This window comes from Litorimonas sp. RW-G-Af-16, assembly GCF_048319245.1.
In the GTDB taxonomy this organism is placed as follows: Bacteria; Pseudomonadota; Alphaproteobacteria; order Caulobacterales; family Maricaulaceae; genus Litorimonas.
Map to the genome: position 1 here is coordinate 826,635 of NZ_CP166993.1, position 24,705 is coordinate 851,339.

General features: G+C 53.8%; 27 protein-coding genes and 1 pseudogene. 21 read left to right on the forward strand and 7 right to left on the reverse strand.

The window, feature by feature from the left end; all coding sequences use genetic code 11:
* Positions 1–49: 49 nt before the first annotated feature.
* The 18 genes and pseudogenes from rpsB to AB8615_RS04180 all read left to right on the forward strand — a co-directional run.
* Positions 50–871: pseudogene (gene rpsB, locus AB8615_RS04095) on the forward strand (30S ribosomal protein S2); the annotation flags it as partial.
* Positions 872–913: 42 nt separating this feature from the next.
* Positions 914–1,285 (forward strand): DUF2853 family protein, encoded by a 372-nt coding sequence (locus AB8615_RS04100; RefSeq protein ID WP_409434127.1) that lies wholly within the window; start codon positions 914–916, stop codon positions 1,283–1,285.
* A gap of 84 nt (positions 1,286–1,369) precedes the next feature.
* A complete protein-coding gene (gene tsf, locus AB8615_RS04105) occupies positions 1,370–2,290 on the forward strand; it encodes a translation elongation factor Ts (protein WP_409433663.1) in 921 nt (306 codons plus the stop codon).
* 166 nt (positions 2,291–2,456) lie between these two features.
* Positions 2,457–3,173, forward strand: a complete 717-nt coding sequence (gene pyrH / locus AB8615_RS04110) for a UMP kinase (protein ID WP_409433664.1) — start codon at positions 2,457–2,459, stop codon at positions 3,171–3,173.
* Between the two features lie 48 nt (positions 3,174–3,221).
* A complete protein-coding gene (gene frr, locus AB8615_RS04115) occupies positions 3,222–3,782 on the forward strand; it encodes a ribosome recycling factor (RefSeq protein ID WP_409433665.1) in 561 nt (186 codons plus the stop codon).
* 12 nt (positions 3,783–3,794) lie between these two features.
* A complete protein-coding gene (gene uppS, locus AB8615_RS04120; protein WP_409433666.1) occupies positions 3,795–4,523 on the forward strand; it encodes a polyprenyl diphosphate synthase in 729 nt (242 codons plus the stop codon).
* A 5-nt stretch (positions 4,524–4,528) separates the two neighbouring features.
* The gene (locus AB8615_RS04125) at positions 4,529–5,368 is read left to right on the forward strand and encodes a phosphatidate cytidylyltransferase (protein WP_409433667.1); all 840 of its coding nucleotides are present in this window, start codon (positions 4,529–4,531) and stop codon (positions 5,366–5,368) included.
* A gap of 6 nt (positions 5,369–5,374) precedes the next feature.
* Complete coding sequence (locus AB8615_RS04130) at positions 5,375–6,547, forward strand: 1-deoxy-D-xylulose-5-phosphate reductoisomerase (protein WP_418152761.1); 1,173 nt, start codon at positions 5,375–5,377, stop codon at positions 6,545–6,547.
* A gap of 53 nt (positions 6,548–6,600) precedes the next feature.
* Entirely contained in the window at positions 6,601–7,809 is a 1,209-nt protein-coding gene (locus AB8615_RS04135; RefSeq protein WP_409433669.1) for a M50 family metallopeptidase, read from the forward strand.
* A gap of 12 nt (positions 7,810–7,821) precedes the next feature.
* Positions 7,822–8,529, forward strand: a complete 708-nt coding sequence (locus AB8615_RS04140; protein WP_418152763.1) for a POTRA domain-containing protein — start codon at positions 7,822–7,824, stop codon at positions 8,527–8,529.
* Positions 8,504–10,273, forward strand: a complete 1,770-nt coding sequence (gene bamA, locus AB8615_RS04145) for an outer membrane protein assembly factor BamA (protein ID WP_418152765.1) — start codon at positions 8,504–8,506, stop codon at positions 10,271–10,273. The genes AB8615_RS04140 and bamA overlap by 26 nt, the downstream gene beginning before the upstream one ends.
* A gap of 2 nt (positions 10,274–10,275) precedes the next feature.
* Positions 10,276–10,845, forward strand: coding sequence for an OmpH family outer membrane protein (locus AB8615_RS04150; RefSeq protein ID WP_409433671.1), 570 nt, complete (start codon positions 10,276–10,278; stop codon positions 10,843–10,845).
* Positions 10,846–10,921: 76 nt separating this feature from the next.
* On the forward strand, positions 10,922–11,917 hold the full coding sequence (gene lpxD / locus AB8615_RS04155; RefSeq protein ID WP_409433672.1) for a UDP-3-O-(3-hydroxymyristoyl)glucosamine N-acyltransferase: 996 nt from the start codon (positions 10,922–10,924) through the stop codon (positions 11,915–11,917).
* Between the two features lie 2 nt (positions 11,918–11,919).
* Positions 11,920–12,369 carry a 3-hydroxyacyl-ACP dehydratase FabZ gene (gene fabZ, locus AB8615_RS04160; RefSeq protein ID WP_409433673.1) on the forward strand — a complete coding sequence of 150 codons (450 nt, stop codon included), beginning with the start codon at positions 11,920–11,922 and terminating at the stop codon, positions 12,367–12,369.
* A gap of 9 nt (positions 12,370–12,378) precedes the next feature.
* Positions 12,379–13,176: an acyl-ACP--UDP-N-acetylglucosamine O-acyltransferase gene (gene lpxA, locus AB8615_RS04165; RefSeq protein WP_409433674.1), complete on the forward strand. Its 798-nt coding sequence runs from the start codon at positions 12,379–12,381 to the stop codon at positions 13,174–13,176.
* A gap of 5 nt (positions 13,177–13,181) precedes the next feature.
* Positions 13,182–14,006, forward strand: coding sequence for an LpxI family protein (locus tag AB8615_RS04170; protein WP_409433675.1), 825 nt, complete (start codon positions 13,182–13,184; stop codon positions 14,004–14,006).
* A gap of 3 nt (positions 14,007–14,009) precedes the next feature.
* Positions 14,010–14,510, forward strand: coding sequence for a hypothetical protein (locus AB8615_RS04175; RefSeq protein WP_418152769.1), 501 nt, complete (start codon positions 14,010–14,012; stop codon positions 14,508–14,510).
* Complete coding sequence (locus AB8615_RS04180; protein ID WP_418152771.1) at positions 14,470–15,171, forward strand: hypothetical protein; 702 nt, start codon at positions 14,470–14,472, stop codon at positions 15,169–15,171. The genes AB8615_RS04175 and AB8615_RS04180 overlap by 41 nt, the downstream gene beginning before the upstream one ends.
* On the opposite strand, the gene AB8615_RS04185 is transcribed toward AB8615_RS04180, so the two are convergent.
* Complete coding sequence (locus AB8615_RS04185; RefSeq protein WP_409433677.1) at positions 15,168–16,469, reverse strand: citrate synthase; 1,302 nt, start codon at positions 16,467–16,469, stop codon at positions 15,168–15,170. The genes AB8615_RS04180 and AB8615_RS04185 overlap by 4 nt on opposite strands.
* Before the next feature lie 16 nt (positions 16,470–16,485).
* A complete protein-coding gene (gltX, locus tag AB8615_RS04190; protein ID WP_409433678.1) occupies positions 16,486–17,895 on the reverse strand; it encodes a glutamate--tRNA ligase in 1,410 nt (469 codons plus the stop codon).
* A gap of 87 nt (positions 17,896–17,982) precedes the next feature.
* Between gltX and AB8615_RS04195 the strand changes: the two genes are divergently transcribed.
* From AB8615_RS04195 to AB8615_RS04205, 3 genes are read left to right on the forward strand one after another with little or no spacing between them, the layout of a single operon-like run.
* Positions 17,983–18,864 carry a ComEC/Rec2 family competence protein gene (locus AB8615_RS04195; RefSeq protein ID WP_418152773.1) on the forward strand — a complete coding sequence of 294 codons (882 nt, stop codon included), beginning with the start codon at positions 17,983–17,985 and terminating at the stop codon, positions 18,862–18,864.
* A complete protein-coding gene (locus AB8615_RS04200; protein WP_418152775.1) occupies positions 18,861–19,226 on the forward strand; it encodes a ComEC/Rec2 family competence protein in 366 nt (121 codons plus the stop codon). Before AB8615_RS04195 ends, AB8615_RS04200 begins: the two co-directional genes overlap by 4 nt.
* Before the next feature lie 5 nt (positions 19,227–19,231).
* Positions 19,232–20,101 (forward strand): ComEC/Rec2 family competence protein, encoded by an 870-nt coding sequence (locus AB8615_RS04205; protein ID WP_418152777.1) that lies wholly within the window; start codon positions 19,232–19,234, stop codon positions 20,099–20,101.
* Between the two features lie 20 nt (positions 20,102–20,121).
* On the opposite strand, the gene lexA is transcribed toward AB8615_RS04205, so the two are convergent.
* The 5 genes from lexA to trpE form a co-directional block, all read right to left on the reverse strand.
* A complete protein-coding gene (lexA, locus tag AB8615_RS04210) occupies positions 20,122–20,781 on the reverse strand; it encodes a transcriptional repressor LexA (RefSeq protein WP_409433680.1) in 660 nt (219 codons plus the stop codon).
* A gap of 114 nt (positions 20,782–20,895) precedes the next feature.
* The gene (gene trpC, locus AB8615_RS04215; protein WP_409433681.1) at positions 20,896–21,696 is read right to left on the reverse strand and encodes an indole-3-glycerol phosphate synthase TrpC; all 801 of its coding nucleotides are present in this window, start codon (positions 21,694–21,696) and stop codon (positions 20,896–20,898) included.
* Positions 21,689–22,657 carry an anthranilate phosphoribosyltransferase gene (gene trpD, locus AB8615_RS04220; protein ID WP_409433682.1) on the reverse strand — a complete coding sequence of 323 codons (969 nt, stop codon included), beginning with the start codon at positions 22,655–22,657 and terminating at the stop codon, positions 21,689–21,691. Before trpD ends, trpC begins: the two co-directional genes overlap by 8 nt.
* Positions 22,657–23,235 (reverse strand): anthranilate synthase component II, encoded by a 579-nt coding sequence (locus AB8615_RS04225; RefSeq protein WP_409433683.1) that lies wholly within the window; start codon positions 23,233–23,235, stop codon positions 22,657–22,659. Before AB8615_RS04225 ends, trpD begins: the two co-directional genes overlap by 1 nt.
* The gene (gene trpE / locus AB8615_RS04230) at positions 23,235–24,704 is read right to left on the reverse strand and encodes an anthranilate synthase component I (protein WP_418152780.1); all 1,470 of its coding nucleotides are present in this window, start codon (positions 24,702–24,704) and stop codon (positions 23,235–23,237) included. The genes AB8615_RS04225 and trpE overlap by 1 nt, the downstream gene beginning before the upstream one ends.
* Position 24,705: the final 1 nt, after the last annotated feature.

The window sequence follows — 24,705 nt, forward strand, 5'->3', positions numbered from 1 at the left end:
TCCGATATCTCCACACCCTGCACAGGCCAACCGGAAACAGGAGATATCCATGGCTTTACCTGAATTTTCAATGCGTCAGCTGCTCGAAGCTGGTGTTCACTTCGGTCATCAAACACATCGTTGGAACCCGAAAATGGCGCCTTATATCTTTGGCGCTCGCTCAAATATCCACATCATGGATCTCTCGCAGACTGTGCCTTTATTGCATCAAGCGCTGGTCGAAGCGCGCGGCGTTGCGGCCAAGGGCGGTCGCGTTCTGTTCGTCGGCACAAAGCGTGCAGCGTCAGACCCTGTTGCGAATGCCGCTAAGCGTTGTGCGCAGTATTATGTGAACCACCGTTGGCTCGGCGGCATGCTGACCAACTGGCAGACTGTGACGCGCTCCATCACTCGCCTCAAAGAACTTGAAGGCCTTTTGGGTGACCAAGGTGCAGATGCCGAAACAGGCCTGACGAAAAAGGAAAACCTGAAACTCGCCCGCGAAATGGAAAAGCTCGAAAAAGCGCTTGGCGGGATCAAGGATATGGGCGGTAAGCCTGACCTGATGTTCGTCATCGACACGAATAAAGAAGGCATCGCGATTAAAGAAGCGCGTCGCCTCGGTATCCCTGTCATCGCGATTCTCGACACGAACTCTGATCCTGATGCGGCTGATATGCCAATTCCAGGTAATGACGATGCGGCTCGCGCGATCCAGCTTTACTGTGAATTGATGGCGGATGCGATCCTCGACGGTATGACGGAAGCGCAAGCGAATGTTGGTGCTGATCTGGGTGCGGCTGAAAACCCAATGGAAATGGCGATGCAAACGCCGATGGCCGAGATCGACAAAAACGCTCCGTCACCTGCCGCAGAGCCAACGTCGAAAGAAGAAACAACGTCAGAGCAACTCGCCAAATCAAAGCCAGCCAAGGTGGCCGAAGCGCCAACGCCAGAAGCTGTTGCGCCAAAGACACCTGAGACAACTGAAGCTGAATCTGAATATCTCCGCGTCACGCGCGAATATGATGCGGATGTCGATCCAGAAGTCGTCACGAAAATCGAAAAGCACCTTGGCGCGTCCCTATCTAACAAAGACAGCAAATACGTCGCGTGTTCAGACGAGACAGAGCTTGAGACAATCGTCAAAGGCTTTATGGCCAAGAAAATGGGCGTAGACGACAAAGACGCGGCGATGGAAAAAGTCAAAGCGGTTTGCGAAACAATGAAGCCAACACGCATGAAAAACCGCGTGACCTTCTATTATTTGCTCGCCAAGAACGAAGGCAAGTTGAGCGCCTTCTAGTCGCCTCGCACCTTTAAATCGATCTCCGCGCTCCCTATGTGAGCGTGGACTATTTTTACTAAATTCCTCTCAAAGGAGATTATAATGGCTCAAATCACAGCCGCACTTGTGAAAGACCTGCGCGATAAAACTGGCGCCGGCATGATGGATTGCAAAAAAGCTCTTAACGAAAATGACGGCGATATCGAAGCCGCGATTGACTGGCTTCGCGCCAAAGGCATTGCCAAAGCGGACAAGAAGTCTAGCCGCGTGGCTGCTGAGGGTCTTGTCGCTGTTCATTCTGACGGCACGACGGGTGTTGTCGTTGAAGTGAACTCAGAAACTGACTTTGTGGCGCGGAATGAAGGCTTCCAAGCTGCTGTCGCGAAGATCGCCAAGGCTGGCCTAACTGTGAACTCGTCCGAAGAACTGGCACAAGCCCAGATCGAAGACGGCAAGAACACAACAGAATATCTCGTGTCGCTCGTCGCTAAAATCGGTGAGAACATGTCGTTCCGCCGCATGAACAAGCTGTCTGTCGATCAAGGCGTTGTCACGGGCTACGTCCACGGCGCTGTTGCTCCTAATATGGGCAAGATTGGTGTGTTGGTCGCGCTGGAAACATCTGGTGATGCTGAATTGATTAAAGAGCTTGGCAAGAAAATCGCGATGCACGTCGCGGCGACAAGCCCGCTCGCGCTGACAACGGCTGACCTTGATCAGGCAGTGGTCGCTAAAGAGCGTGAAATGCTCAAGGCGGAAGCGCTCGAATCTGGTAAGCCAGAAGCGATTGTCGACAAAATGGTCGAAGGCCGTATGCAGAAATTTTACAAGGAATCTGTTCTGATGACGCAAATGTTCGTCATGGACCCTGACCGCACGATCGAGCAAGTTATTGCGGACGAGGCCAAATCTATCGGCACTGACATCAAAATGACGGGCTATGTCCGCATGGAAGTCGGCGAAGGCATCGAGAAAAAAGAAGAAGATTTCGCGGCAGAAGTCGCGGCAACGCTCAAAGGCTAGGTTCTACTATTTTTAAAATTTAAAGCGCTCCTCTTGTAGGGGCGCTTTTTTTTGCCTTGTTTTTGCGTGATCGACCCTAGCGTCTGCGCGTATGATCTCTATATTCGGCAAAAATCAGCAGGTCTCACCGATTCCGCCGCTGACATCCGCGAGACTGGGGAAGTTCATGGCAGACTATAAATATAAGCGCGTTTTGCTTAAAATTTCGGGCGAAGCGCTCATGGGCGATCAGGCCTATGGCATTGATACAGACACCGTGAAACGCATTGCGGGCGAAGTCAAAGATGCACACTCAAAGGGCTTGCAAATCGCGCTGGTCATCGGGGCAGGGAATATCTTTCGCGGTTTATCGGCAGCCGCAGGCGGGATTGAACGCTCAACCGCCGATTATATGGGCATGCTGGCGACGGTTATGAACGCGCTGGCGATGCAAAGTGCGCTAGAGCAAATGGGTGTAGATACGCGTGTGCAATCCGCGATCCCGATGCAAACCGTATGCGAACCCTATATTCGCCGCAAAGCAGCTCGCCACATGGAAAAGGGTCGGGTCGTGATCTTTGCCGCCGGCACAGGTAACCCCTACTTCACAACAGACACTGCGGCAGCCCTGCGCGCCGCAGAGATGGAGTGTGACGCCCTGCTGAAAGGCACACAGGTTGACGGTGTCTATGATAGCGACCCGAATAAGAACCCTGATGCAACGCGTTACGACACATTGACCTATCATAAAGTGCTATCTGACGATCTGCGCGTGATGGATGCAGCCGCTGTGACCTTGATGCGGGAGAACAACATCCCCATAATAGTGTTCTCACTGCACGAAAAAGGCGGTTTTGACCAAGTTATGGCGGGCGAGGGCACTTGTACCATAATCAAGACTTAATTTTGTCGCGCGAAGCCTTTAAGACAAGGCAGACGTAAGGAGGGCCACATGGCTGAAGAATTTAAACTGGCGGTTTACCGCAAACGTATGGACGGCGCTTTGACATCGCTGCGCAGCGAATTTGGCGGGTTGCGGACAGGGCGGGCCAATGCGGCTCTGCTCGACGGGATCACGGTCAGCGCTTACGGTTCTGAAATGCCGCTTAACCAAGTGGGTTCTGTCAGTGTGCCAGAACCGCGCATGCTGTTGGTGAACGTCTGGGACAAATCTATGGTTGGGTCTGTTGAAAAAGCGTTGCGTCAGTCAAACCTCGGGATCAATCCTGTGGTCGATGGGCAGACATTACGTATCCCCATGCCGCCCCTCACCGAAGAGCGACGTCGTGACCTTGTCAAAGTGGCAGGCGGATATGCTGAGCAAGCCAAGATTGCCGTGCGCAATGTGCGCCGCGACGGTATGGACGCCCTCAAAAAAGCCGAAAAAGACGGCGATATGAGCGAAGATGAACAAAAAGCCCACAGCAGCGATGTGCAAAAGGCCACAGATGATTTGATGAACCAAATCGATGCCGCGCTGGAGCAAAAATCTGCAGAAATCATGCAGGTTTAAGTCGCAGGTCGGGTGAGCTTTCAGACCACATATTTAAGGGATTTCCCTGAACATATTGCCATTATCATGGACGGCAATGGCCGCTGGGCGAAAGCACGTCACCGACCGCGTGTCTTTGGTCACCAAAAGGGCGTCGAAACCGTGCGCCATGTCGTGGAGCAGGCGGCAGAGATTGGCGTGCGCTGCCTGACGCTCTATAGCTTTTCGACAGAAAACTGGTCGCGGCCCAAAGCAGAAATTGCGGCGCTGTTCAACTTGCTGAAGAAATATGTCGAGAGCGATTTGGAAAGTCTGCATGCGCGTGATGTGCGCGTGCGTATCTTGGGGTCGCGGGTGGGCTTGAAGCCTGACTTGCTAGAGTTGATCGAGCGGGTAGAGACAACGACGCAGGGCAATACAAAATTCTCGCTGAATATCGCTTTTAACTATGGCGGACGCGATGAAATCCTGCGGGCTGCTGCGAAGGCGGCGAAAGCAGGTGAAGACTTCGCAACGATGTCAGACGCCGATTTTGGGCGCTATCTTGACACCGCAGACCTGCCGGAAGTTGATTTGGTAGTCCGCACGAGCGGCGAATGTCGCATCAGTAATTTCCTGCTATGGCAGGCGGCCTATGCCGAGTTTTACTTTACCGATGTGTTGTGGCCAGACTTCACCATTGATGATTTGTCAGCCGCTATCGAGGAATTTCGTGCCCGCGACCGTCGCTTCGGCAATCTCTCAACTCCGGAAGTGGCGTAGCGATTATGGGGGAAAAGGCTTCCGCAAACCCGCCCATCACGATCTGGAAAAATATCGGCATACGGTTTGTGAGCGCAGTTGCGTTTTCGGCGGTGTGTATAGCGCCGTTCTATTTTGGCGGCTGGATATGGGCGATCTTGGTTGCGATTATGGGCACGCGCATGATTTATGAGTGGGTGCGGATGTCGGACAAATCCGCCACATCTCTCGCTTATGCTATCCCGATTGTCGGGTTTTTGATCTGTATTTTATACGCACTACAACTGCTGCCGCTCCATGTTTTCGCGGCGTTCGCTGTGACGATTGGCTTGGCAGCGTTAGAGCGTGTGCGCCGCGGCGGAGCTGGCTGGGCGGCCCTTGGGGTTGTTTATATCGTTGGGGCGAGTTTGCTGATCATTGCACTGCGAGGGAATGAAACAGGGTTTGACACCGTCGGGTTTCAACTGCTCTTTTTCATTATTCTAGTCGTCGTCGGTGCAGATGTGGGCGCCTATATGGGCGGGTCTTATTTTAAAGGGCCGAAGCTTTCGCCAAAACTCAGTCCGAATAAAACCTGGTCAGGGTTTTTGACAGGCCTAGCCTTCGCCTTGTTGATTGCCGCGTTATTTGCGCTTGTGATCGGTATGTCGCCTTGGATTGGCATGGCGCTAGGCTTCCCGCTTGTGATTTTATCCGTGCTAGGCGATTTGTTTGAAAGCGGCATCAAACGGAAATTAAATGTCAAAGACACAGGCGGATTGCTGCCGGGCCACGGGGGACTACTGGATCGTTTGGATAGCCTGATGGCTGCCGTTGCAGGGGCCGCTGCGATCCTCTTCCTCTTTCCCAATATTTGGGGCGCGTAGACCATCATGACAAAGCGCGTGACTATCCTCGGGGCGACCGGGTCGATTGGCGAGAATACGCTAGACATAATCCGGCGTGCGGAGGCTGGTACATACCAAGTTGTCGCCCTGACCGCGAACCAAAATGCCGAGGCGTTGGCGGCGCATGCTAAGGACTTTAACGCAGAATTCGTGGCGCTGGCCGACCCCACGCATGCCAAACAATTAGAAGCTCTATTGCAAGGTATGAAAATTGAAATTGGCATCGGTCCTAATGCTTTGATCGAAGCCGCGAAACGCCAAGCGGATTTCACCATGGCAGCGATTATTGGCGCGGCAGGACTAGAGCCAACGCTAGCGGCTGTCGCGCAGGGCAATCACGTTGGTCTCGCCAATAAGGAATGTCTGGTCTGTGCAGGGGAGCCATTTATGGCGGCGGTGCGCGAGAGCGGAGCGGTCTTGCTGCCCGTCGACTCGGAGCATAACGCAATTTTCCAAGTGCTAGAAAGTGATCAGCCAAAAGGGGTTAAGCGCCTAATTCTAACGGCCAGTGGCGGGCCTTTCCGCGAAAAAACACTCGAAGACCTACAGACGGTGACCCGTGAAAATGCGCTGAACCATCCTGTGTGGAGCATGGGCGCGAAGATTAGTATCGACTCCGCTACTCTGATGAATAAGGGGTTGGAATTGATCGAGGCGAGTTATCTGTTTAACCGCCCATCGGCCGAGATCGACGTGATCGTGCATCCGCAATCTATTATTCACTCTATGGTCGAATATATCGATGGGTCCGTTCTGGCGCAGTTGGGCAGTCCCGATATGCGCACGCCGATTGCCTATGCGCTAGGCTGGCCCGCGCGGATTGCGGCGCCTGTCGAGAGGCTCGACTTTACACAGATCAGCCAGTTGACGTTTTTTGCACCAGACCTGGTCAAATTCCCGGCGCTGAGATTGGCGCGGGAGGCCTTGGAAGCAGGCGGTTGCGCACCGTGTGTTTTGAACGCTGCCAATGAGCAAGCTGTTGCAGCTTTCCTCGCGGGACGTATCCAATTTCTGGACATAGCTCGCATCGTCGAGGCGACGTTAGAGCGAGAAGGGCGGAGCCGCCAATTCTCCTGTGCGCCGCATGATGTCGCCGCAATTATTGCCACAGATGCCTCCGCGCGGCGCACTGCGGATGATCATATTGTAACCTTGTAAGCGCCCCCCAAAACAGGCTAGTTAACCTGAATTAACCAAGGGATTCTGCCTGCATGCTCAGCACGCTATTTAATACGCTTCTATTTATAACGAGCGGTTTGCTCGTGCTGTCATTTCTCGTCTTTTTTCACGAGCTTGGCCATTACTCCGTTGCACGCTTTTTCAACGTCGCGGTAGAGCGATTTTCCATTGGATTTGGGAAGCCGATTGCGCAATGGACGGCAGAGAAAACAGGCGTGCGTTGGTCTATTGGGCGGATTCCGCTGGGTGGCTATGTCAAATTTAAAGGCGATGCAGGCGCAGCCAGCAATCCCGACGCGGCTGAGTTAGAAACACTTAAATCTGAAATGGTCGCGAGCGGTGACGCTGATGTCGACAATATCTTCCACTTCAAGCCGCTTTATCAGCGTGTTTTGATCGTGTTGGCTGGACCTGTCGCGAACTTTCTACTGGCCATCATTATTTTCGCCGCGCTCGCCCTTGGCTATGGCTCGCGAGATTATGTGTCAGAGATTTCCGTGGTAACAGAGAATAGCCGTGCCGCTGAAGCTGGCTTTCTGCCAGGTGATAAAGTCATCACAATGGACGGCAAAGACGTCTCGACATGGTCAAAGCTAGGGCAGCATATCGCCTTGCGCAGCGAAACTGATATTGTGACTGTGATTGAGCGTGACGGTATGGAGAAAACTCTAACTGTGCGGCCCAAGCGCGAAGAGAAGAAGGACTTTGTCGGCGGCAAAGCCAATGTCGGACATATCGGTATCGGCATTGACCGCAACACACCGATTAAAACGGTGAGTTACAACCCGATTGAAGCGCTCGGCTACGGCGTCTCAGAAACGGGCGCGCGGCTATCAGCGACTGGCATATATCTGGGTCGAATTTTCACAGGCCGCGAGTCGGGTGATCAACTCGGTAGTGTGGTAAAAATTGCCACGATTACTGGCAAATCCACGATTGATATTGCCAATGCTGATATCACCGTGAGTGAGCGCGCCAGTGCGATGCTTCTAACACTTCTATCCCTCGGTGCCTCCATTTCGATTGCTCTAGGTTTCGCAAATTTAATGCCCATTCCAGCGCTCGACGGTGGACATCTGCTCTATTACGGCTATGAAGCCGTGGCGGGTCGTCCGCTAAGTCAGAAGAAACAGGAGTTTGGGTTTAGAATTGGGTTTGCTATCTTGCTCACGCTATTCGTCGTTCTAACCATAAACGATATTGGTTACGTGAGTGACCTCGTCAGAAACCTCTCCTCCTAAGTGGACGCCGTTATGAGATCCAGCCTATCATCTATCGTGATGCACTTGCGTTTATGGCTCGCGCTTGCCGTTTTTGCAGGATTTGGCGTTGCCCACGCGCAGGACGAGGCCCCCACGCTGCCGCAAGCGCCAACGATTATTCAATCCATCCAAGTGCAAGGCAATCAGCGGGTCGAGGCCAATACGGTTGCGTCATATCTTTTGATTGCACCAGGCGATCCTTATTCTGAAACACGCATCGATACATCGCTCAAAACGCTCTATGCGACGGGCCTGTTTGCGGATGTGGCGATTGATCCACGCGACGGCAATGTCCTGATCTCTGTCATTGAAAACCCGATCATCAACCGTGTGATCCTTGAGGGAAATAAATCCCTCAAGTCTGACAAAATCACTGATGAGATTGAGGCTGAACCTCGTTCGATCTTTACGCGCGCCAACATCCAAGAAGACGTTGCCCGCATCATCGAACTTTATCGCCAATCAGGCCGTTTCGCTGCGACAGTCGAGCCGAAAGTTGTGCAGCAACCGCAAAACCGTGTCGACCTGATTTTTGAAATTACAGAGGGCCCCGTGACAGGCGTGAAGCGGATCAACATTATCGGCAATGCTGAATATCCAGACCGCCGCTTGCGCAAAGAAATCGCGACGCAAGAGTCCGAGTGGTATAAATTTTTTGGCTCCAACGACAATTATGACCCGGACACGCTTGGAGTTTGACCGCGAGCAACTCCGTACATTCTACACGAATCGTGGCTTTGCTGACTTCCGTGTAGTATCCGCTGTCGCCGAATTAACGCCAGATCAGGAAGATTTCTACATTACTTTCACGGTCGATGAAGGTGCTGAATATCGCTGGGGTGAAGTGACTGTTGAGACGGAATTAGAGACCCTTGACGAAGATTTCCTAAAGCGCCTACTGCGCATTAAAAAAGGCGAGATTTACAATGCCAGCCAAGTCGAAGATGCGATTGATACACTCAATTTCGCAGCTGGAACGACGGGTTACGCCTTTGTCGACATTCAACCAGACATCAGACGCAATCGCGAAACGAAGACTGTCGATCTTGTCTTTAACATCGTCGAAGGTCCGCGTGTCTACATTGAACGCATTGACATTGTCGGCAATACAACAACCCTAGACTACGTTATTCGTCGCGAGATGGAACTCGTCGAAGGGGACGCGTTTAATAGAATTTTGCTGGATCGGTCCAAAAACCGCGTCCGTGCACTACGCTTCTTCGAGGAAGTCGAGATCACTGAAACGCAGGGCTCATCACCTGACCGCGCGGTTGTCGAGGTGAAGGTGAAAGAGCAGCCAACGGGCGAACTATCTTTCTCCGCTGGTTTCTCCTCCGCTGACGCTTTCTTGGTCGATCTGTCGATTACGCAGCGTAACCTTCGCGGTCGCGGACAGTTAATGCGCTTTGTGATCCGTGCCAGCTCCAACCGTCGGGAAATTGATCTTCGGTTTACAGAGCCACGCTTTCTGGGTCGTAATCTGGCCGCAGGTGTTGAGCTATTCGATGTTGTGATTGACTTCTTGGACGAGGCGGGCTTCCGCCAGAGCCGGACAGGGGGACAAGTTACGTTGGCGTTCCCGTTGACGGAATATACAAGCCTCTCAACGCGCTACTCTCTCCGTCAGGAAAACATTGAGTTTCCGCAAGAAAATCAGTGTCCGACCATTAATGCGGATGCCGCAAATGGGACGATCAATCCCTCCAACCAGCAGCTCTTCTCACTCTGTCAGCAAGTGGGCGGGCGTTTATCGTCTATCTTTGGTTACACATTCCGTTGGGACCGTCGGAATGATCCGATCACGCCAACACGCGGATTTGATGTCAACTTTAGCCAAGATTTGGCAGGGATTGGCGGAGATGTGAAATATTTGCGGACAGACATTCGCGCCAATGCTTATCGTGGCTTATATAAAAATGTGATCGCGTCTGCCTCGCTCTCTGCAGGGTATATTCGTGGCTGGAGCGGTGAACCTGTCTCTATTAATGACCGTTATTTCAAAGGTAACTTTGAGTTCCGTGGGTATGAAAATGCCGGTATTGGCCCACGCGCTGTGTTGTATGATCCATTGACAGGCGAAACAACGCGTCGCTTGAATTCGTTAGGCGGTAACGCCTTCGGTATCGCTGCAACCGAGGTGAGTTTTCCGCTTGGCATTCCGTCACTCCTCGGTAGCTTGTTCGTCGAGGCTGGTACAGTTGGCCTTCTGGATGAGGACTTTAAATATGATACCGGCATTGACCCGATTACGGGTGAGCAACTCACGGCAGAGCTGCAATACCAAAAAACAATCGACGATCTCTCCATTCGCGCAATGGCGGGTGCCAGTGTTTTCTGGGAAAGCCCGTTCGGCCCCATCCGCTTCGACTTTACGAAGCCCCTCAAACAGTATGATTACGATGACCGTACATCATTCCAATTCACAACCCGCACAAGGTTCTAATCATGTCATTTAAATTATTCCGCACTGTCTTTTTCGGTGCAGTCCTCAGCCTATGTTTTAGCGCGGCTGCCTTCGCACAAAGCACAATCCTTGTCGTTGATACGCAGCGTGTCCTGCGCGACTCCGAGGTAGGGAAGCACATTGCACGTCAGCTAGAGACAATTTCAAAGTCTATGGACGCCGAGTTTAAAGCCAAAGCGTCGCCACTGGAAAGCCAAGCTAAGTCGCTCGAAGCGCAGCTTAAAGGTAAAACAGCACAAGACCTGCAAGGCAATACCGCCCTTCAACAGCAAATCAAAAACTTCCAAGCTGACCAGTTGAAAGTCCGTGAAGACGGAGCTTACAAGCAACGCGAACTACAAATCACCGAAGCCAAAGCGGTGCAGCAAGTGCAAACAAAACTTCGCGACATCTTGAAAGCCCTTGTCGCAGAGCGCAATGCGGACATCGTTCTGGAACGCTCTCTTGTGATCTACGGTGATCCTGCGGATGTGACGGATACTGTGATTTCTCGCTTGAATTCACAGCTCCGCACTGTGCCTGTCACGCGCGAGCGTCTGCCGCGTCAATAGGACGGCGCCAACCATATTACCGTCCTGCCTCAAAGTTTGAATTGAGAGGCAGGACAAATACCCTTAGGAACGGGTTATGATTGACCCGCGCTTCTATACCTTGCGACCGCCCATGACTTTGGGCGACGCTATTGCTGGCCTTGATGTTGAAACATTAGACGGCAAATTCCTCGATGAGGTGATCTCAGCACCGTCTGCTTTATCGACCAGCCAGCCTGCCGAGATCACGTTTTTCCAAAATAAACGCCGCAAAGACGCGCTCGCGACAGCCAAAGCCACAGCCTGTTTCGTGCCGCCAAAGCTGGCTTCTGCCGTGGGTGAACAGCAGATCATTGCGATCATTAGCGACACCCCCCGCGCCCATTTCGCCCGCGTCTGCAATAAATTGGTGAGCCAGACCTCGGCTTTGACGAAGACGAACATTGCCGACAGTGCCATTATTCACCCGACAGCTATCGTTGGTGAGGGTGTCACGATCAAAGCAGGTGCGCATATTGGCGCTTATAGCGTGTTGATGCACGGCGTTGAAGTCGGCGAGAACACCGTCATTGAACCGCATGTCTTGCTGTCCTTTTGCGTAATTGGCGCGGAGTGTCGGATTAAATCTGGTGCAGTTATTGGCGGAACGGGATTCGGCGTCGATAAAGACGAAGCAGGTATCGTAAATATCCCACATCTCGGCCGTGTCATTGTGGGTGACCGGGTCAGCATTGGCTCGCAGACCTGCGTCGATCGCGGACAACTGGGTGATACTGTGCTGGGCGATGATGTGAAACTCGATAACCAAGTGCAGATCGGCCACAATGTGCAGATTGGATCTGGCACAATGATGGCGGCGCATACGGGAATCTCAGGCAGCTGCGTCATCGGGAAAGGCTGTCAATTTGGCGGTCGTGTTGGGCTTGCCGACCATATCACCATTGGTGACGGTGCTATTTTAGCGGCCAGTGCGGGCGTTATGCATGATGTCCCTGCGGGCGAGATGTGGAGCGGGGTGCCCGCTATGCCCATTCGCGAGCATATGAGGATCGTCACGGCGACCCGTAAATTAATTAAGAAAACCGAGAGTTGAGCATGGCGCACGGGCTGACATTTCCTATTTCCAGAGAACAGATCAAAGACTTCCTGCCGCACCGTGATCCGATGTTTTTCATCAATGAAGTCACCGCTTTGGGCGAGGATTGGATCGAGGCGACATCATTCGTTGATCCTGCATCGCCTTTTTTCGAAGGTCACTTCCCAGACCTCGCGATCATGCCGGGCGTCTTACTAATTGAAACTGTCGCGCAAGCAGGAGCATTGATTGTTTCGTTGAATACGGGCTTGAGCGAGGGCAGCTTTATCGCCTTTTCAGGTGTCGAGCAGGCAAAGTTCCGTCGACCCGTCTATCCCAATGAAACCCTGACGGTGAAAGCACGAATTACGCGCGCCCGTGCAGGCTATTACAAATTTGAAGGTTCAGCTTCGGTTGGCGACATCGTCGCGGCTGAGCTGAAATTTGCCGCCACACAGATGACATTTTAAGGCAAGATTATGAGCCAAACGATCCACACAACCGCGATTATTGCTGAAGGCGCAACCCTTGGGAAAAATATCAAAATTGGGCCGTATTGTGTCGTCGGGCCTGATGTGAAGTTAGGCGATAATGTCGAATTGATCGGGCATGTGAACCTCGATGGTGACACAACGATTGGCGCGGATAGCAAGCTTTATCCCTTCGTTTCTATGGGTTACCCGCCCCAAGATTTTAAGCACAAAGGCGGCCCCGTGCGTATCGAAATCGGCGAGCGTTGCACCTTTCGCGAAAACGTCAATATTCATCCCGGCGTAGATGTAGGGGAGCCCGTGACGCGGATTGGCCATGATTGTTACTTCATGGTCGGCACGCATCTGGCGCATGAAGGACAGATGGGCAATCACGTGATTGTCTCGAACGGGGCGCAGATTGGCGGCAATGTCACGATTGGCGATCACGTTATTTTGGGGGGCCTCTGCGCGATCCACCAACATACCCGCATTGGCAATCACGCCTTTATTGGCGGTATGGCGACCGTCACGACAGATGTCATTCCTTACGGATTTGTGATTGGAAACGCAGCGCATCTGGCGGGGTTGAATGTTGTCGGCCTGAAGCGGCGCGGTTTCTCGCGCGAACATATTCGCGATATGCGCTCGGCTTACCGCCTTTTATTTGCCCAAGAGGGCACATTTGCAGAACGGCTCGACGATGCGGCCAAAGTCTATCACGACCACGATCTAGTCATGGAAATTGTGAGTTTTATCCGGGCGCAAGAAAACCGCTCAATCTGTATGCCGAATACGGGGCGGTAGCGAGCATGGCTAATGAGATGAGATTAGGCTTGGTCGCGGGCGGCGGAAAGCTACCAATCTATGTGGCGCATGCGGCTGGCGCGCGGTTAGTTACGACAATCGCGCTGGACGGCTTTGCCAAGGCGAGCGATTACTCCGCTGCGCAAGTGCTGAGCCTTGGGCAATTCGGCCATATGGTCAAAGCTCTCAAGAAAGCCAAAGCGACCCATGTGTGCTTTGCGGGCATCGTCAAGCGCCCCGATTTTAGTCAGGTCAAACCTGACCTGAAAGGCATGCGCCACTTGCCAGGCGCGATCCGCGCGGCGGGACAGGGCGATGATGCTCTGTTGCGCCATATACTTGGCCTTTTTGAAAAAGAGGGGCTGATTGTCGTTTCCCCGCAAGAGATTTGCGAGGATTTACTCCTCGGTGAAGGTGCGCTGGGAACGATTGGGCTGTCCAAAGTCTTTCGTGATGATGCCTTAAAAGCTTGCGAAATTGCTCGCGAAATCGGTCGCCTCGACATTGGTCAGGGCGCAGTGGTCAGCCAAGGCGTGGTGCTGGCCGTTGAAGCGCAAGAAGGCACAGACGCCATGTTGAAGCGCATCGCTGATCTGCCTCCCGCTATACGTCCCAAGGATCAAGGCGTTCTCGCCAAACTCATCAAGCCGAGCCAAGATGATCGTGTGGACCTCCCGACATTGGGACCAGAGACGGTGCGCTTAGCTGCCGAAGCTGGCCTTGCGGGGATCGTCGCGGAAGAAGGGCGTGCTTTCGTGATTGACCGCAGAGACGTCATTCGTTTGGCGGATGAATTGGGTATTTTCATCGTTGGCATCCCAAAGGCTTAGACGTTGACTAAGGTCTTCATCCTCGCGGTTGAAAACTCCGCTGATCATTTGGGGGCGGAGTTGGTGACAGCTTTGCGCAGCCAACAGTCAGACCTGACATTTGCAGGGATTGGTGGACGCGCGATGAGCGCTGTTGGTGTACCAAGCCAGATGGATATTGACGGCCTCGCTATATTGGGCTTTGTCGAAGGTTTAAAATCCTACCCGATGATTTTGCGCAAAGTCTATGAAGCTGGGCAGCGGATTATGCAAAGCGGGGCTGATGCGGTCGTCTTGATCGATAGTTGGGGCTTTATGATCCGTGTGGCGAAAGAACTTCGCAAGCAAGGCTATACAGGCAAGATCATCAAATATGTTGCGCCGCAAGTGTGGGCGATGCGGGAAGGGCGGGCGAAAATTCTGGCGCGTCATGTCGACCACTTGCTAACAATCCATAGCTTTGATGCACCCTATTTCGAACAGTATGTACCTGCCAGTCCATTACGTTGGCAATCCCGTATTTGATACGGATTACCGCGCGGGCGACGGGCAGTCTTTGCGGGATCAATATGATTTGGGCGAGCGTCCGATTGTCTCTATCTTTTTTGGCAGTCGCCCGTCAGAGATAGCGCGCTTGGCCGCACCTTTTGCGGACGCGATAGAATTATTGCGAATGGAGTTTCCCGACCTCGCCTTCATCAGCCCCGTTTCCAATTCCGTGAGCAAGATTGTCTTGGGCAAAGCGGGCGAAGATCTCCGTCTGCAAGAGGTGATCTTCCTGCCTGAAGACCGCAAAATTGATACCATGGCGGCTAGTCGTGTGGCCTTGGCTTGCTCTGGCACTATGACGACGCAACTGGCCTCTGCAGGGGTGCCGACCGTTGTGGCGTATAAGTTGGCAGGGCTAACGTATTTTGCGGCCAAACGCTTATTTAAGCCTGATTATATCTCAATCGTGAATATCGCCGCTGACGCATTATTGATGCCAGAATTTATTCAGGATGACGTGACGGGTGAGGTGTTGGCGGAGGCTGTCGCGACCTATCTCTGTGACCCCGCGCAAGAAAAAAGCGCCGCAAGGGCGCTCTTGGATCAAACTGATAAAATGCGCGGCGAGGGCGGGAAAGCCAGCGACCGTGCGGCGCTGGCTATTATCGATATTCTCGCGGAGGGCCTAAGCCTCTAACGCTTATCCATTGGGATGTAGCTACGCTCCGTCGCGCCTGTATAGAGCTGACGCGGGCGACCAATGCGTTGGCTCGGATCTTCGAGCATCTCGTTCCACTGCGAAATCCAACCGACAGTCCGCGCAAGCGCAAATAGGACGGTGAACATAGAGGTTGGGAAGCCAAGGGCTGACAATACGATACCAGAATAGAAATCGACATTCGGGTAAAGCTTCTTCTCAACGAAATACTCGTCTTCTAGCGCGATTTTCTCAAGCTCTTTGGCAACGTCAAGAATTGGATTTTTCAGGTCTAATTCGTCCAGCACTTCATGTGCCACTTTTTGCATCACGCGAGACCGTGGGTCAAAATTCTTATACACGCGGTGACCAAAGCCCATCAGGCGGAAGGGATCAGATTTATCTTTCGCGCGGGCGATAAATTCAGGAATACGGTCTACCGTCCCAATTTCTTGGAGCATGTTCAGGCACGCCTCATTCGCGCCGCCGTGAGATGGTCCCCAAAGACAGGCAATGCCCGCTGCAATACACGCATATGGGTTGGCACCAGAGGAGCCAGCCAAGCGCACTGTCGACGTCGAGGCGTTTTGTTCATGATCGGCATGCAGGATGAAAATCTTGTCCATTGCGCGAGCGATAGTCGGGCTAATATGGTAAGGCTCTGCTGGTACAGAGAAACACATGTTTAGGAAATTCTCAGCATAAGATAGATCATTACGCGGATACACGGTCGGCTGACCTATTGAGTATTTATAGGCTCGCGCAGCGATCGTCGGAATTTTTGCGATCAGACGATGAATTGCCATGTCGCGCGCTTCATTTTCCGTTGTATGCGCGTCGTCATGGTAAAAACCAGAAAGTGCGCCGACTGTGCCTGTCATCATCGCCATGGGATGTGCGTCGCGGCGGAAACCGTGGAAGAAGCTCTCTACCTGATCATGTAGCATCGTGTGATTTGTGATAGTATTGGTGAAGGATATGTTCTGAGCCTTATTCGGCAATTCGCCGTGGATCAGGAGGTAGGCAACTTCGAGAAATGTGGATTTCTCTGCCAGTTCTTCAATGCCGTAACCACGGTAGAGCAACTGCCCTTTATTGCCGTCGATGAAAGTGATCTGGCTCTCGGTGGAACATGTCGATGTATAACCAGGATCGAATGTGAAGTGACCTGAGGCTTTGTGCAGCGCGCGCACATCTATGGCGGGCGCACCAAGCGAGCCGCTATAGATCGGCAAGTCATAGCTTTTATCGCCGATGTTGACAGTCGCCGTGCCGGTGTTCTTGATTTTATTTTCCATCGAGGTTTGTTCCTATCTATTCATCAAATGTCATCTGAAGTGCGTCGGACAACCGTCCGATTACTTCCTCTTGTCCCAAATACGCCAAGACCGCCGAGAGATCGGGGGATGGCGCGCCACCGGTCAATGCCGCGCGAACGGGCTGCCCGATCTTGCCAAAACCAATTTCATGTTTTGACATAAAGCTATCAAAGACAGCCTGAATGTTCTCCGCCGTCCACGCCGCGCTTTTGACTGATTTTAACTCAAAAGTCAAAGCGTCGAGCAAAGGCATAACGCCGTCCTTGCGCAAAGGTTTCGCTGCTTTACCTGCGATCGTCAAAGGTCGCTGCAGCATCAGGTAGGCTGCTTGATCTGGTATATCTTTCAGTGTCTTAGCGCGTGTCTTTAAATCGCTCATGGCGTCAGAAATGCGTGCCTTAACTGTGTCGGTGAGGGGGCCTCCATTGACCGCGTTCAAAAACGGAAGGCTAAGCTCCAAAATTGTCGCATCCTCTGCGCGCGCCATGTGCTGCCCGTTAATATGGTCCATCTTGTCAAAGTCCAGCCTTGCGGGCGAACTGTTGATCCCGTCCAGCGTGAAGACCTTTGCTATTTCGGCGTCAGAGAAGAAAAGTTCTGCGTCACCATGTGACCATCCCAGCTTGACCAGATAATTGCGCAAACCGCTTGGCAAGTACCCCATATCGCGATAGGCCTCCACGCCGAGTGCGCCGTGGCGTTTAGAGAGCTTCTTCCCGTCTGGCCCATGGATCAACGGCACATGTGCCCATTCTGGTATGTCCCAGCCTAGCGCTGCATATAGCTGCTGCTGTCGTCCTGCATTGATCAGGTGATCATCCCCGCGCACCACATGGGTGATGCCCATATTATGGTCATCGACAACAACGGCCAGCATGTAGGTCGGCGTGCCGTCTTCGCGCAGCAGAACAAGATCGTCAAAATTCTCGTTTTCCCACGTAATATTACCCTGAACATAATCGTGAATTTTCGTCTGCCCCTCTGGCACGCGAAAGCGGATCGCACCTGCCGGAGAAGTTTTATCACGGTAAGGGGATCGGAAGGCTGTGCCAGCCGCGCGGCACAAATCTCGTTCAGTTTCCAACGCTGCGCCGTCCAATGGGCAGCGATAGGCCAAGCCCTTGTCTAGTAACGTCTGTGCTGCTGCCGCGTGGGCATCTGCGTTCTGGCTTTGGTAGACAATCTCGCCGTCATAGCTCAGGCCGAGCCACTCTAGGCCATCAAGGATCGCTTGCGTGGCTTCGGGTGTCGATCGCGCTTTGTCAGTGTCTTCAATCCGCAGGTGAAATTCACCGCCCACATGTTTGGCGAAATAGTAATTAAAGAGCGCTGTTCGCGCACCACCAATATGCAAAAATCCCGTGGGTGACGGGGCAAAACGGGTGCGAATAGGGCGGGCGCTCATAAGCAAAATCTCAATAAGTGTTGCATCTCTGCGGGTTTCGAGGCTGTATCTCACATGATGGGTGGGATGAATAGTCAAAACACAAAAATGCCGTGGAGTTCCGTGTGGATAGCGGGTTTGCGCCCAGCGTTTCGTTTGCAGAATTTGAGTGTTCGTGCGCGAGATTATGTGCCGACCGTGCTGGGCGGTGTGGTCTGTTTCGGGATTGGCATCGCGATCTATTTTGCGGCCCCGTTCGAGCCGAGCTGGGTTTGGATCTGCGCGATCGGTCTGGTCTTAGCCGTTGCCGTCTGGGCCACGCGGAAAGACGCCGCGCCCTGGCATGGTTGGGCATTGGTTGCGCTGCTTATTTGGGTCGGCGCCGCTCGCGCAAATTGGCATACGGCAGCGGCAGACAGCCCGAAACTGCGACAATCGGAACGCAGCTATAGCTTTACGGGATGGGTTGAAGCGATTGAGCGATCAGGCACAGGCGAACGCATCCATCTGCGGATCACGGAGGTTGAGCGGTTGCCAGAGGCTGCTTGGCCTAAATCCGTGCGCCTCCGCATCACAGCCAAAAATAGCGATGTTAAAGCGGGGCAGACTGTGCGTGTGCGGGGCGCGGCGAAAGCTCCGTCTGATGCCGCTCTGCCGGGTGGATATAATCCTGCGCGCGCCGCCTATTTCCAAGAAATTGGGGGCTTTGGCTTTACTTACGGGGCGCCGCAAGTCTTGGACGACGTAGAGTTGGGTTTGCGAGATAAACTGTCCCGTGCCGTTGTGCGCTGGCGTTACGGTCTGGCGGAGCGAATTTACGCGGAGGCACCCACAGAGACGGCAGGGTTGCAAACGGCGCTGATTACGGGTGTGCGCCGCTACATTCCACCCAATCAAGTCGAAGATTTGCGCGTGTCTGGCCTCGCGCACATCCTCGCGATTTCAGGGTTGCATATGGGGTTGCTGGCGGGGGAGTCTTCTCTGCGGTGACATTCTTGTTGGCGTGTATCCCGTGGCTTGCGCGGCGGATGGATGTACGAAAACCCGCTGCCATGTTCGGCATTGCGGCCGCGATGACCTATCTCGTTTTGTCAGGCGCCAGCGTTGCAACGCAGCGCGCTTTTATCATGGCGATCATTGTGTTTCTCGCCGTGATTTTAGACAGACGCGCTTTGTCTCTCCGCTCTGTCGCCTTGGCCGCGTTAATCACGCTGGCTTTGCATCCCGAAGCCTTGGTCAGTGTCGGGTTTCAGATGTCATTCGCGGCGGTGGCCGCCTTAATCGTGACCTATCAGGCGTGGCAGCGATACCGCCCCGCCTATGTGAGGCATGGCCTGTTTCGACGGGGGTGAATTTTATGACCTCACTGTCTGTGACCAGTTTTGTGGCAGGACTGGCCACGGGCGGCTTTGCCTTGTTTCACTTTAACCGCATTGCACGCTACGGCTTGCTTGGAAATTTGGCAGCGATGCCGATTTTTAGCTTGGCCGTGATGCCGTTGGCGGTCGTTGTGCTGCTCACCATACCGTTGGGGCTTGAATATTGGCCGCTGCAAATGATGGGCGCGGCGATTAGTTATATCTTGGCAGCTGCACATTGGGTGGCAGGCTTGGAGGGCGTTGTATTCTACGCAGCCTCCGCCCCGAGCTATGTCTTGCCGTTATTTTCGGCCGCCTTTGTTGCGATATGTTTGGGGCCAAAATGGGTGAGGGGGGCGGGCGCTATGTTCATGGCTCTTAGTTTGCTGCTTTGGGGGGCCGCGAAAACGCCGCATTTGCGGGTGAGCGATGTGGGGCGTGTCGCGTTTTGGCAGACAGATGATCTGGGCGAGATGACTCTGCTGACAGACCGTTCACGCGGAGATCGCTATGGCCGCGACCAATTTGCGCGGCAAGCTGGTGAGGTCGGGGCCGTGCGCGGGCGGTATGAGGATGGAGAAGCGCTGTGCGATCAACTGGCGTGCCGCGTCATGGTCAATGGCCGCAAAGTATCAATCCTGCAGCATCCGTCTGAAGTGCCAGAGGAATGTGACGCGTCTGATTTAGTTGTCCTAACGGTCAGGTCTGCTGGCCCTGTGGCACGGCGGAACTGCAGTGCGAAACTAATAGATGAGCGTACCCTGCGTGCAGGTGGAGCGGCTAGTGTGCATATCACAGAGGCCGAAATCAAAATCAGCTATGCGCGAGATAAAGATCGCAATCGCCCATGGTCACATGCTCAGCGATAGAGCAAATCTAAAACAGCCCGCTATTGATAGCTGCGAACCAGCCCGACTAAGACGCCTTGTACTTCTACTCGGTCAGGGCCGAAGCTACGTGTTGGAAATTCAGGATTTTCGGCGATCAACTCAACTTGCCCACCAGATTTGTAGATACGCTTGAGCGTGGCTTCTTCTTGATCAACTAAGGCTACGACGATCTCGTTATTCCGGGCCGTATTCGCGCGGCGGATCACAACAATGTCACCGTCTAGGATACCTGCGCCAATCATGGATTCGCCTTCAATCTGTAGCGCATAGTGATCGCCATTACCCATCATATTGGGCGGCACAGCGATCAAATTGTAGGCGTCTTCAATCGCGGGAATGGGTGAACCTGCCGCGATCTTGCCCACAAACGGAATTTCATAACTATCATTCGCGGGCTCTTGCATTTCATAAGATTTGGCGGATTTTGGCGCGACCTGCACATAATCTTCGGGCAGTTGCAGCACTTCCAACGCGCGCGCTTTGTTGGGCAATCGACGAATAAAGCCGCGTTCTTCCAAAGCCGTAATCAGGCGGTGAATCCCAGATTTACTCGCCAGCCCGAGCGCGTCTTTCATCTCGTCATAAGACGGCGGCACGCCAGTCGCTTTGATCTTCCGATCAATGAGTAAAAGCAGGTCTTTTTGTTTTTGCGTCAGCACAACACGTCTCCGAACAAAGGGGCAACATTTCTATCTGTTCTACTGATGTTCTTTGTCGTGTCAAGGGGGCGTGTAAAAAGGTCATGTCAAAGGGTGTTCGAGTTAGCGTTGATTTTAGGTTCCGACCAAGTCCCGTGTCGCGGCCTCAACATTATCTTGCCGCATGAGGCTTTCCCCGATCAGGTAGCCATGGGCGCCGTCCTTCGCGAGGCGTACAATATCCGCGCTCGTGAATATTCCGCTTTCCGCGATTAAGGTCACGTGGTTGGGAACTCTCGGGGCGAGACGCGTGAACGTGTCGAGCGTTGTATCAAACGTCCGCAGATCGCGATTATTAATCCCGATCAGCGTAGCGCCGAGCGATAGAGCGCGATCCAACTCGCTCTCGTCATGGGTTTCTACTAACGCATCGAGGCCAACACGGGTGGCCTCATCTATCAACGCACGGGCTGTATCGTCATCAATCATCGCCATGATGACCAAGATGCAGTCCGCGCCCATCGCGGCACTCTCCGCAATCTGGATCGGGTCAAGCATGAAGTCTTTGCGGAGCAGGGGCAGGTCGGTTGCCGCACGAACTTGCTTGAAAATCGCATTGCTCCCTTGAAAGCCTGGACCGTCCGTTAGGACAGATAGGCACGCCGCACCGCCCGCTTGGTAGGCTTTCGCAATCGCAACCGGATCGAAATCTTCGCGGATCACGCCTTTCGACGGGCTGGCCTTTTTCACTTCGCAGATTAGGGCGGTATGGGTCGCGTTCTGGATGGCTGCCGCAAAGCCGCGCGGGGCGGGTTGATCGGCGGCGATCTCGCGTAAATCTTCAATAGAAATATCGTCCATGAGGTCTTGAACTTCACCAGCCTTATAGGCTGCGATTTTCTTCAACACATCGGGGGCGTCCATCAAGCTAGCCATGGGCGATGTCCCCCTTGGAAGTCTTGATCAGCAAGTCGAGCGCCGCGAGCGCCTTGCCGCTATCAATGCTTTCTGTCGCCAGGTCTATGCCAGCATTTACATCGTCGGCCAGTCCCGCGATCATAAGCGCTGCGCCAGAATTCAGTCGCACAATATCGCGGTAATCACTATGCTCTCCGTGGAGCAGGCCGAGCAGGGCTTGGGCATTTTCCGCAGGATGCCCACCGCGTAGGCTATCGATCGTGGTCAATTCTATGCCGTGCATTTGCGGGGCGATTTCAAACTCCCGCACTTGGCTGCCGCGTATTTCTGACACAAAGGTCGCGCCAGTTGTCGTGATTTCGTCAAGACCGTCACTGCCGTGAACGACCCAAACATGCTCCATGTTCAGTCCCGCAAATGCCTCTGCCATCAGGTGCCGCCATTTGGGGTCGCTAACCCCGACTAACATGCGCTCTGTGCTGGCAGGATTGCTCATCGGGCCAAGGAGGTTGAATAAAGTTTTTGCGCCAATCGCTTTGCGAGCGGGGCCAACAAGGCGCATGGCGGGGTGATGGTTGGGCGCGAACAGAAAGCCGACGCCGGCCACGTCCACGCATTTTGCCGCGATCTCTGGCGTGACCGCAAGGTTGACGCCGAGTTCCGAGAGTGTGTCGGCTGTGCCTGTCAGCGAGCTAGCCGCGCGATTGCCGTGCTTAGCGACCCGCGCGCCCGCGCCAGCGCAGACCAGCGCGGAGGCCGTGGAGATCGACAATGTATGAAGTCCTGTGCCGCCCGTGCCGACAATGTCGATGGCGTTCGGGATGTTTGCGGGCGTCATGTTTTCGCGCATAATCTCGACACCAATGCGGACATGATCTGCCGACAGACCAGACGCATTCAAGTCTTCTAAGAAGGCCTGAATTTGCGCGTCAGATTGTTCGCCGCGCAGGATCGCCCGTAATGTGACGCCAAAGTCCATTACAGCTTCATTCCCGCGAGGCCCAAAAACGCAGCGATCAAGTCATGGCCGTGTTCAGACGCAATAGATTCTGGATGAAATTGCAGGCCGTGGATTGGGCGTGACACATGGCGCAGACCCATAATCTCGCCGTCCTCCGTCCATGCGTTTGCGACCAAACAATCAGGTAGGCTTTCACGTTCGACAGATAGGCTGTGATAGCGTGTGGCATTAAACGGGTTGGGTAGACCCGCGAAGAGCCCAGTATTGTCGTGGTGGATTGGGCTGATCTTGCCGTGCATGATTTGTTTGGCGCGAATGACTTTGCCGCCAAAGGCCTGCCCAATACTTTGTTGCCCCAGACAGATGCCTAGGATGGGTAAGTCGTTAGGTGCTTTGGCAATCAAGTCGAGACAGATGCCTGCCTCATTTGGTGTCTTAGGTCCTGGGGACAATAACACAGCTTGCGGCTTGAGCAACAGCGCTTGCCCCACGCCCATATCGTCATTGCGGATAACGTGTGTTTCTGCGCCCAATTCCTGCGCGTAATGCACGAGGTTATAGGTGAAGCTATCGTAGTTATCGATGACGAGGAGCATTAGGCATTGCCTCCGAATTTGACACTTTGCTCGGCGGCGCGGAAGAGGGCGGCGGCTTTGTGCAGCGTTTCTTCAAATTCGAGCTTTGGCACAGAATCCATGACAATGCCCGCGCCCGCGCGGACGTGCAGGACGTTGTCTTTGACGATACCTGTGCGGAGTGCGATCGCTGTGTCCATATCGCCGTTGGAGCTGATATAACCGACCGCACCTGCATAAATACCGCGCTTTTCCTCTTCTAGCTCGTCGATAATTTCCATCGCGCGAACTTTGGGCGCGCCGCTCACGGTGCCAGCGGGGAAGCCTGCAAACAGCGCGGAAATCGCGTCATGGCTAGCGATAATATCGCCTTCGACGTTGGAGACGATGTGCATGACGTGGGAGTAGCGCTCAATCGTGAATTTCTCGGTGACGCGCACAGTTCCAGCTTTCGCGACGCGGCCCACATCATTGCGGTCGAGGTCTAATAACATAAGATGTTCCGCGTTTTCTTTCGGGTCGGCCAACAAGTCTTTTTCGTGCTGTAAGTCCTGCGCAGTCGTCTTCCCGCGCGGGCGGGTGCCAGCGATAGGGCGGATGGTGACAACGCCGTCGCGCAAACGCACCAAAATTTCAGGTGAAGAGCCGACGATCTGATGATCTTCGAAATCAAGGAAATACAGGAACGGCGAGGGGTTCATGCGGCGCAAGCTGCGGTAAAGCGCAAACGGGCTAGCGGGCAAGGGCGCGGAGAGGCGCTGCCCAATTACGACTTGGAACACGTCGCCTGCGAGGATGTAATCTTTCGCTTTTTTAACCCGTGCGCTGAACCGCTCCAGCGTTGTGCCGAGGCTTGGCGTGATTGTCGGAATCTCGACCTCTCGCGCGGCGCCGCCTTGCATTGGCAGGGATAGGTCACGCACGACAGACTCGATGCGGGCTTGGCAGTCGGCGTAACTGCCACCCGGGAAGAGTGGGCTGGCGATAATGATTTCTTGGCCAACTTGATCGAAAATACAGACGATGCGCGGGCGCACCATAATCGCATCTGGCGTACCGATGGGATCGGGCAAATCAGATTGCAACGTCTCCACCTGCCGCACCATATCATAGCCCAGATAACCAAAGAGCCCAGACGCCATAGGTGGGATGAATTCTGGCAGGTCAAAAGCGCACTCGGCTTGAATAGCGCGAAGGGCGTCAAGCGGCTTGCCCTCGCATACCGCAAAACTCGCGCCGCCATCATAAGAGGCATGGCTCTCATTGCCTTCGGCGCGCCAAATGATATCGGGATCAAAGCCAAAAAAGCTATAGCGACCGCGAACTTCGCCGCCTTGGACAGATTCGAACAAAAACGCGTATGGCTTGCCCGCTGCGACTTTCATATAGGCAGAGACAGGCGTATCTAGATCATTGACCACACGCGCATAGAGCAGTTGCGGGCCGCTGATTTTGGCGGCATCTGCGGGGCTGGGCGTAATGTCAGGCATG